Raw genomic sequence first — 8786 nt, 5'->3', positions numbered from 1 at the left:
CAAAGGATATACCCGTGCACTGGCCAGGGCAGCAGGTTTTTAGAAAGAGGGCCATTGGCATCATAGCTGCTCCCAGTTACGCTGCCAGCTTTCAAGGACCACAGGATATTTACTACCCAATTTCTCTTCCAGGTTCAATAGCTCATCTTCGGCTACATATTTTGTGACTGCTCTATACACTTTTTTCAGATCTTCATAAACTCCTTCTGATCCTTCGAGGCTATGTATTTAAATGAGTTACGGATTTGGTGTACAATGCAAAGCTGAACCTGAGCCTTTGGATAAACACTTAAGATGGCTTTGTGTAAAGCCTTTGAAATTATCTGTACAGGCAATCAGGATCCTGTAATCCACGGTTATGAAGATTGGTTAAAACCTGTAGCCAAAAATTAGCACCTTCACTCTCAGAAATGTACATTCCCAGAATTTCTTTTTTTTCTTCTTTTGTAATACCTAGGATGTTATAAAGTGCTTTATGGGTAATCTTTCCATCCACTTTAACCTTATAATGCATGGCATCAAGCCAAACTTTGATATGATTCGAGATGTCACGGTAGCTCATCCCAAGTCCGTAAATTTCTCCGGGGCAAGCCCAAGGAGCATTTTAGTGGAACACATTTTTAAACTTTATAATATTTACTAACGAGATAAGTCTCGGGGTATTTATTCTATGGAATAAAGACCGATAATTTTTTTTGAGAGATTATCCGCCAGAATGGTCTGTCGCTTCTTAACCAGTTCCGGTTGGAAGCTGCTTTGACGGTCTTCAGGGGTTTCAATATCAAAAAATCCAAAGCCACTCTTAAGCTTTTTCTTTCCCTTGCAATTACGCTTATTCCCTTTGGAGCGTTCATCACTATCTAAATGGGAATCTATTTCAGCCTCAAGGGCTCTCTCAATGACGTTCCTTAGCATCGGTGCAAAAGCACCGTCTGCACCAAAAAGGCTCTTACCAGACATGAACTGGTAAAGCACCTTCTTCTCGAATTCTTGTTGTTCTTTTGTGGTCATAATTCTATCTGAATGAAATTAATTAATAATGCTACTCAGACAGAGTTTATTTTACACCCTCGTTTTTGCAAGAGTGGGATGATTCCCTGGGGTTGAACTTGAATTACTTCTTCTTCTATTTGGGCTAAACTCATTATTTTTGAATTTTAGGACGGGTATTTTTTAATTGGCTTTAAGGTATTGGATCCAGTGTCCTGCGATTTTCTTTTAGGTTTGTACCTTACTTCACTAAATATTTCGGTAAATCTTTTACATTCTCGCAGCATAATTGCTCTAAAACCTGTTGCAGTTGCATTTTTAACATGGAAATAGTATGGTCTCCTCCTTCATCACCCAAAGCGCCAACGCCATACATAAAAGACCTTCCCAAAAAGCTGAAATCGGCACCACTGCTCATTACCCTGGCTATATCTGGTCCTGAGCGAATGCCACTATCCATCATAACTTTGATTTGATCCCCATATTTTTTGGCAATTTGGGAGAGAGGTTTTATAGTAGATTCCCCGGCATCCAATTGACGTCCACCGTGATTTGATACAATAATACCATCGAAACCAAGACGGATAGCTTCTTCAGCATCCTCATCTGACACCACTCCTTTTAGCACCAATTTACCTTTCCACATATCTCGTATTGGCTTTATTTTTTTTGCGTTAAGCCTTCCGGAAAAGGTTGCATTCATCCATTTTCCCAATTGCTTAATACTCATCCCATCCTTCATATAAGGCTTCATAGTAGCGAAATTCGGAAAACCATGTTTTAACGTTTGGGTTGCCCAGGTTGGTTTCCCCAGCACCTGCAATACATTTCTTAAATTCATCTGTGGCGGCATGGCAAGACCATTCCTAATTTCCTTTGGGCGATACCCAAAAGTGGGTACATCACATAAAATTACAAGAACAGGTATCTCTGCTGCTTCAGCTCTTTTAAGGATATCTTCGCGCAACCATTCTTCCGTGGGGTGATACAACTGAAACCACGCCCGCCCTTCAGTTAATTCACTTGCCCGTTCAATGCTTGTGGTAGTTACTGTACTCAATATAAAAGGTATGTTGTGCTTTAGGGATGCTTTCGCCAATATTTCGGGGGCGTTTGGCCACATAAGACCCTGCAAACCAATAGGAGAAACTCCAAATGGCGCATCGTACTTTATCCCAAAAAGTTTAGTTTCCAGTTTGGAATTATTATAATTTTTAAGATATCTGGGTTTTAGTTGTATCTCTCTTATCTCATCGGTGTTGCGGCGAATATTTATATTCTCGTTACAGCCACCGTCCAGGTATTCAAAGGCAAATTGCGGCATTCGTTTCTTCGCCCGCTCGCGCAGGGATTCAATAGAAGGATATTCTGTATTAAAAGGGAAGGCCATATTTTCTTATTCTTAATTAAATAATAAAGGCATCAGCTTTGTCATTCTGTAATTTTCCTTCAAAAACTTAGATTTCACCTTTTTATTGGAGATCACCATAGCAGCACCTAATGCCGATCCTAATGGACAATGGGTAGATAGCACCTTAAATTCACTAAAGTGATGAGCCATGAGTTTCATAAAAACATCATTATCTGTAAATCCGCCGTCAATATAAATAGTCTTAATTTCAGATTTTCCAATAGCTTTTCGAATGGTCCGGATCTGTAGTTCCATTAATTCTATCATAAGTTGATGATAAGCTTCTTCAAAGGTTTCAAAAGGTTCCAGATCTGTTTTTTCAAGCTTCTTGCGTTGAAGAGATATTCCTTCAAATTTGAAATAAATGGATTGTTTTTCAATAAGCATTAAATATAATTCTTTATTGAACTTCACGTCTCTGTGATAACCATATTCTTTCTGGTAATAATCTCCCAACATTTCCACCTGAAGTCTATATTCATTTCCCATAAAAAAACGGGAGGCTTTCACCGGCTTTCCATCTACTCTTAAATAATTCAGGCAGTTGTGCTTAATATCTTCTTTTGATAATTTATCCTCGCTAAATGGATTTAAAGCGATGCTCCAGGTACCTGTTGACAGTAATAAAAATGGTTTTTTCTTACTTAAGATATAAGGGAGTAAAGCAGAGGAACTGTCGTGAATACCTACACCTATTTTAAGCTTTTGTCCATTATAAGAAGTTTTAAAAGTGGCAGAGGTAGGTACAATAGGAGCTAAGATCCTGTCAATTCCTTCTGCAAAAACCCAGTCATGGTAGTCATTTTTATTATAATCCCACAAGCTGGTATGGCAGCCAATACTAGTAAAATCACTAACATAGATCCCGGTAAACAAGTACGACAGATACTGAGGCAGATGTAAGCTGTATCTAATTTGACTAAAAACTTCAGGACTCTTTTTTTTCAGCCAGTATAATTGCATCCCGGAATTCAACATGCCTCCAGATTGAGGTGAAGCTGTTTGAGTAGCTAAATCAAGCCCATCACCGTAGGTGCCGTAAAATTCATCTAATATTGGTTTCTCTATAGGTTTGGTATAATTATATAACGGAGTAAGCACATTACCTTGGTAATCTAAATGAACAAAACTGGCTCCATAAGAAGAAAAATTTACAGCTTTAATCTGATATTCATCCTTTTCGAGAATAGCATCAAATGTAGATTTTATCCACTGTTGAAGCGCTTCAAGATTTTCAGCAGGAAAACCATCCTCATCTTTGGTTTCCGGCAAATGGGTGTAATTACGAAAGATCTCTTTGTAGTTCTTGTCAAAGAGAAAGAATTTTTTATTAGTCTTCCCAATATCAAAAACAGCTGTAACTTTTGTTTTGGTCATTATTCAAATTATAATCCGGTTGCTTTTGTTTGGGATCCTCTTTCTTTAATTAAGGCATCTCTTACTCCAAAACTGCGATAAACCTGCAAAGGGTTTATTGCCGCACCCGACTTTTCACGGGCAGCTTTTAAAACAGGCCGCACATCTGTTCTATAAGCATCCTGTAAAATTTCCTGACATTTCACTACATCGTTTTCCTGTTGGGCTACTTTTAAAGACTCCTGGTCTACTAAAAGTGCTTGGGCGTAAGCAATAAGGATCGCTTCCAAAGATTGCAACAAATCCTCCAGAGGATCTTTGGTGTTATGGCTTGCATCTATCATCCAGGCAAGGTTCGGATTTTGCGGGTTATTTTGCATTCCGTACACCAGTTCATTGAAAATAAGGAATAATGCGTATGGTTTGATGGCGCCAACTGTGAGATCATCATCACCGTATTTACTGTCATTAAAATGAAAACCACCTAGTTTTCCTTTAAACATTAAGGTAGCGACTATTTGCTCGATATTGGTATTGGGAAGATGATGTCCCAGGTCAACCAAAGTATAAGCTCTTTCCCCACATGCATTGGCAAGCATAAAGGATGTACCCCAGTCCTGGATAATTGTACTGTAAAAATTAGGTTCATAAGGTTTGTATTCAATGAACATTTTCCAATCTTCCGGCAACCCATTATAAATGGATTTTAAACTGTTTTCGGTATTTTGTAGTGCAGTTTGAAAATTTGCCTGTCCCGGAAAATTAGCGCCATCTGCGAGCCAAACCGTTAAACTTTTGGAGCCGAGTTCTTTACCTATTTTAATTACCTCCAGGTTATGCTGAATAGCATAATTCCTTGAATCTTTCCTGATGTTCCCAAGGGAACCGAATTTATATGAAGCTTCTGCACCATCCTGGTTCTGGAAGGTATTGGAGTTCATAGCGTCAAAAGCAATTTCGTGACTTGCAGCCACTTCTTTAATTGCTTTAATGTCCTTTGGAATATCCCAGGGAATATGCAGGGAAACTGCTCCTGCAGATCTTGTTAAGGCATGTAAAATTCCTATATCATCTAATTTCTGTTCTAAAGAAGCAGGCTCACCGCCATAGGAAAACCTGCCAAAACGTGTTCCCCCTGCCCCCAATGCCCAACTGGGAACAGCAACCTGAAAATCGGCAACTTTTGAGACTATATCATCAATAGAAACATCCTGTTTTGCACATCTGTTTTTCAGAAAATCTAATTCTGCAACATAGGAATCTCCTTGGTTTTTATTAAAATCTGAAATTTTATCAGGGGTTATCTTCATCTTATAAGTGGTATTACAACTAAAAACCTCACTAATTCTGGAAACCAGCGAGGTTAATTGGCTAATTAAAACTATCTTACAAAAGCATTGGCCATTCCACCATCTACATTGATGGTATTACCTGTACTTTTATCTAATATTCCCACATAGGCAAAGACGCCTTTAGCAATATCTTCAGGAAGTATAATTTCCTGTAACAGGTTTCTCTTTGCGTAATGCTTTGGCAGCTCCTCCACATCTATACCGTATGCTTTAGCACGACCTTCTGCCCATTCACCTTCCCATATCTTACTGCCTACAATCACTCCATCGGGATTTACAACATTTACTCGTATTTTGTCTCCACCAAGTTCTGCGGCAAGCAGACGTGTCATATGTTGTTGTGCGGCTTTTGCTGTACCATATCCTACATTATTAGGTCCGGAAACTAGTCCGTTTTTACTAGCAATATTTACTATATCACCGCCAAATCCTTGTTTTTTCATAATAGCGACTCCGTACTGGGCCATTAAAAATTGCCCTTTTACAAGGACATTTTGTAATAAAGCCCAATCTTTTAAAGTTGTATCTTCAAGAGATTTGGAAATTGCCAATCCGGCTGAATGGACAATAATATCAACCCCACCAAAGGCCAGGCTTGCTTGTAAAAAGGCTTTTTCTACAGAATCTTCTTTGGTAACATCACAAACCGCACCTGCTACTTGGTCTTTTTTATAAGATTTAATGGCTTCTTTTAATGCATCTTCAGTTACATCTGTAAGCACAACATTTGCTCCTTCAGCAACAAGCTTATCTGCAATTGCTTTTCCAATTCCTCCTGCCGCGCCTGTTACTATGGCTACCCTTCTTGAAAGGGGTTGTTCTGAAGGCATTCTTTGTAATTTCGCTTCTTCCAGGAGCCAGTATTCTATATCAAAAGCTTCCTGCCTTGGGAGGGAGGTATATTCTGTAATAGCTTCCGCACCTCTCATCACATTAATTGCATTGATGTAAAATTCACTTGCTACCCTTGCTGTTTGCTTGTTTTTTGCAAAACTAAACATTCCTACTCCGGGATAAATAATGATCACAGGATTAGGATCCCGCATTGCCGGACTATTACTATGCTTGCAATTCTCGTAATACTCTTTATATTGTTCCCGGTACTTGTCAAAAGCAGGTTCCAGCTTTTTGAATGCTTCATCTGTATTAGAAATATCTTCAGAAGTGTCAAGATTCAGGATCAAAGGTTGAATTTTCGTCCTTAGAAAGTGATCAGGACAGGAAGTTCCCATAGGAGCAAGTCTTGCAAGGTCATTACTATTAATAAACTCAAGAACCGTATCATCATCTGTATAATGTCCTATCATTTTATTCTCTGAAGAGGCGAGACCCCGCAATAGTGGGATCAATTTTGCCGCTTTATCTTTTCTTTCAGCAGAGGGAAGGCTTTTTAATTTTTGCCCGCCAAAACCCTCTCCGTTTTGCTTTATCTTATTCTCAATATATTCTGAAGCTGTTTCAATTACCTCCAGGCTGTTAAGGTAACATTCATAAGAGGTCTCTCCCCATGTAAACAAACCGTGGCTTCCTAACACGATCCCTCTTATTCCGGGATTTTCTTCCAGGCATTTTTCAAGTTGCAACCCCAGGTCAAAACCCGGTCGCTGCCATGGCACCCAGCCCATGGTGTTACCCCAAATTTCCTGTGTTATCTTCTCACTGTCTTTTGCAGCAGCTACTGCTATTAAAGCGTCCGGATGCAAATGATCTATATGTTTAAAAGGTAATAAACCATGCAAAGGAGTGTCAATTGAAGGGGCTTTGCTATTAAGATCATAAATACAGTGATAGAAAAGTCCCACCATTCGGTCTTCATCTTCGATCCCTCTATAAACATTTTTTAAATTTCGTAATCGATCAGTATATAACCCGGCAATTCCTTCCCTTGTTAAAGTCCCAATATCTCCTCCTGAACCTTTTACCCACATTACCTCAACCTCATCATTAGTAAGCGGATCTCTTTCTATGGTTTTACAACTGGTATTCCCGCCACCGTAATTGGTGATTCTTAAATCTGATCCCAAAATGTTCGACCTGTAAAGAAAAAGGGCCACCTGGTCATCACCAAGCTCTTCCGCCTTTTTTTCCTCCCAGAGGTAGTCTACGTATTGAAAAGTTTTTTCCATTTTATAACATTTAAGATAGTATTGTTCATTCAAAAATATATTTTTATTTCATGCTCCGCATCCTGTAGTGTACTGCTATAAAAAATTCAATTAACGTTTTTTTAACCCAATTCTATTATATATATTTAGGTCCAAAGTCTAAATATCTTTAAATCAATGACTCAAACGTTTGACATAAAAATAAATGAAGCTTCCCGGATCCCGAAATATAAACAAATAGTAGATTCTATTATTAATGATATTTCAAAAGGGAACTTAAAAGTAGGAGAAAAAATCCCTTCGATTAATGAATTGAGCGAAATATGTTATCTTTCTCGGGATACTGTGGAAAAAGCTTATAAACAACTTAAGGAACGTAAAATAATCATTTCTGTTAAAGGAAAAGGTTTTTATACAGCTAAAACTGATTTGATTATAAAGGTTAATGTACTGTTTTTAGTAAATAAACCTAGCACTTACAAAATGATGATCTATGATTCTTTTGTTAAATCCATGGGTGTGAATAGCCACGTTGATCTTTCTGTTTATCATTGTGATGAAGGGTTATTTATACGTACCTTGGAAAGAAGTATCGGAGGCTATGACTACTATGTAGTAATGCCTCATTTTAAAGATGGCAAAATGAATCATGTAAGTTCTACCCCTGCTGTCTTGAAAACTTTAGAACGTATACCTAAAGATAAATTAATAATTGTGGATAATTCCAAACCTGCTATAAAAGGAGACTATGGTTCTATTTTTCAAGATTTTGAAGAAGACATTTTTAATGCATTGAAAGAAGGATTACTAAAATTGAAAGGATACGAAAAAATTATTTTGGTATATCCAAATAAATTCACCTATCCTTATCCACGCCGCATTCTTTTGGGATTTCGTAGATTTTGTATTGAACATAATTTTGATTTTGAAATTTTAGAGGAAATCTATGAGGATATGGAGCTACAAAGTAAAGATGTGTATATTACTATTAAAGAAAGGGATTTGGTAACTCTTGTTCGCCAAATTCGGACAAAAAAGCTGGTTATGGGAAAAGATATGGGAGTAATTTCCTATAATGAAACACCTTTAAAAGAACTGCTGGGCATAACCGTTATTAGCACCAATTTTAAAGCAATGGGGGAAACTGCGGCTTATATGGTCTTGAACAATAAAAAGGAAAAAGTTAAAAATATTTTTAAGTATATTGAAAGGAATTCGGTGTAAAATACTATAAACCTGAGGATTTAGTAGAACAGAGAGCTATTGATTGGTATCTGGGTCTCAAAATTTAATAGCTGTTTTTTTACCTTTGAAGGAGTAATACAATGACGCTAGCCACAGGAAAAAGTAATGTTGAAGAAGAGTCATCATTAAAACTGTAAATGATGAACTTATTAAGAATATCTGCCAAATCGAGCGCCTTATACTTCTTCTTTTAGCTTTCTTGTCGGCCATTTGAAACTTTACTTTCAACTACAACGGTTCCATTATTAAATATCCCATAGCCTCTTCTATCCTGAATGGTTGGCAAATGATATGTTTGATAACAGTATAGTACAGGATGGTAGTAAT

8 protein-coding genes are annotated in these 8786 nt (G+C 37.7%); 1 reads left to right on the top strand and 7 read right to left on the bottom strand.

What is annotated here, in order from left to right; all coding sequences use genetic code 11:
• Positions 1–185 precede the first annotated feature (185 nt).
• From RM529_RS18165 to RM529_RS14950, 7 genes are all read right to left on the bottom strand, one after another.
• Positions 186–335, bottom strand: a complete 150-nt coding sequence (locus RM529_RS18165; protein WP_432264540.1) for a transposase — start codon at positions 333–335, stop codon at positions 186–188.
• Positions 320–562 carry a transposase gene (locus tag RM529_RS18160; protein ID WP_432264539.1) on the bottom strand — a complete coding sequence of 81 codons (243 nt, stop codon included), beginning with the start codon at positions 560–562 and terminating at the stop codon, positions 320–322. Before RM529_RS18160 ends, RM529_RS18165 begins: the two co-directional genes overlap by 16 nt.
• A 101-nt stretch (positions 563–663) precedes the next feature.
• Entirely contained in the window at positions 664–1011 is a 348-nt protein-coding gene (locus RM529_RS14970; RefSeq protein WP_311485560.1) for a transposase, read from the bottom strand.
• Between the two features lie 220 nt (positions 1012–1231).
• Complete coding sequence (locus RM529_RS14965; protein ID WP_311485559.1) at positions 1232–2380, bottom strand: alpha-hydroxy acid oxidase; 1149 nt, start codon at positions 2378–2380, stop codon at positions 1232–1234.
• A 12-nt stretch (positions 2381–2392) separates the two neighbouring features.
• Positions 2393–3778: an FGGY-family carbohydrate kinase gene (locus tag RM529_RS14960; RefSeq protein WP_311485558.1), complete on the bottom strand. Its 1386-nt coding sequence runs from the start codon at positions 3776–3778 to the stop codon at positions 2393–2395.
• 8 nt (positions 3779–3786) lie between these two features.
• Entirely contained in the window at positions 3787–5067 is a 1281-nt protein-coding gene (locus RM529_RS14955; RefSeq protein WP_311485557.1) for a sugar isomerase, read from the bottom strand.
• A gap of 71 nt (positions 5068–5138) precedes the next feature.
• On the bottom strand, positions 5139–7235 hold the full coding sequence (locus tag RM529_RS14950; protein ID WP_311485556.1) for a bifunctional aldolase/short-chain dehydrogenase: 2097 nt from the start codon (positions 7233–7235) through the stop codon (positions 5139–5141).
• A 156-nt stretch (positions 7236–7391) separates the two neighbouring features.
• Here RM529_RS14950 and RM529_RS14945 point away from each other — a divergent pair, with 156 nt between their 5' ends.
• Complete coding sequence (locus RM529_RS14945; protein WP_311485555.1) at positions 7392–8438, top strand: GntR family transcriptional regulator; 1047 nt, start codon at positions 7392–7394, stop codon at positions 8436–8438.
• Positions 8439–8786: the final 348 nt, after the last annotated feature.

Origin of the sequence: Autumnicola edwardsiae, from assembly GCF_031846505.1 — a bacterium.
Taxonomy (GTDB): domain Bacteria; phylum Bacteroidota; class Bacteroidia; order Flavobacteriales; family Flavobacteriaceae; genus Autumnicola; species Autumnicola edwardsiae.
The sequence above is the reverse complement of the archived record's forward strand: the minus strand, read 5'-3'. Positions and strand labels throughout refer to the sequence as shown.

Excerpts from the sequence above, each read along its gene's own strand:
- RM529_RS18160 (WP_432264539.1), bottom strand. The coding sequence starts at position 562 with ATGAGCTACCGTGACATCTCGAATCATATCAAAGTTTGGCTTGATGCC.
- RM529_RS14970 (WP_311485560.1), bottom strand. The coding sequence starts at position 1,011 with ATGACCACAAAAGAACAACAAGAATTCGAGAAGAAGGTGCTTTACCAG.
- RM529_RS14965 (WP_311485559.1), bottom strand. The coding sequence starts at position 2,380 with ATGGCCTTCCCTTTTAATACAGAATATCCTTCTATTGAATCCCTGCGC.
- RM529_RS14960 (WP_311485558.1), bottom strand. The coding sequence starts at position 3,778 with ATGACCAAAACAAAAGTTACAGCTGTTTTTGATATTGGGAAGACTAAT.
- RM529_RS14955 (WP_311485557.1), bottom strand. The coding sequence starts at position 5,067 with ATGAAGATAACCCCTGATAAAATTTCAGATTTTAATAAAAACCAAGGA.
- RM529_RS14950 (WP_311485556.1), bottom strand. The coding sequence starts at position 7,235 with ATGGAAAAAACTTTTCAATACGTAGACTACCTCTGGGAGGAAAAAAAG.
- RM529_RS14945 (WP_311485555.1), top strand. The coding sequence starts at position 7,392 with ATGACTCAAACGTTTGACATAAAAATAAATGAAGCTTCCCGGATCCCG.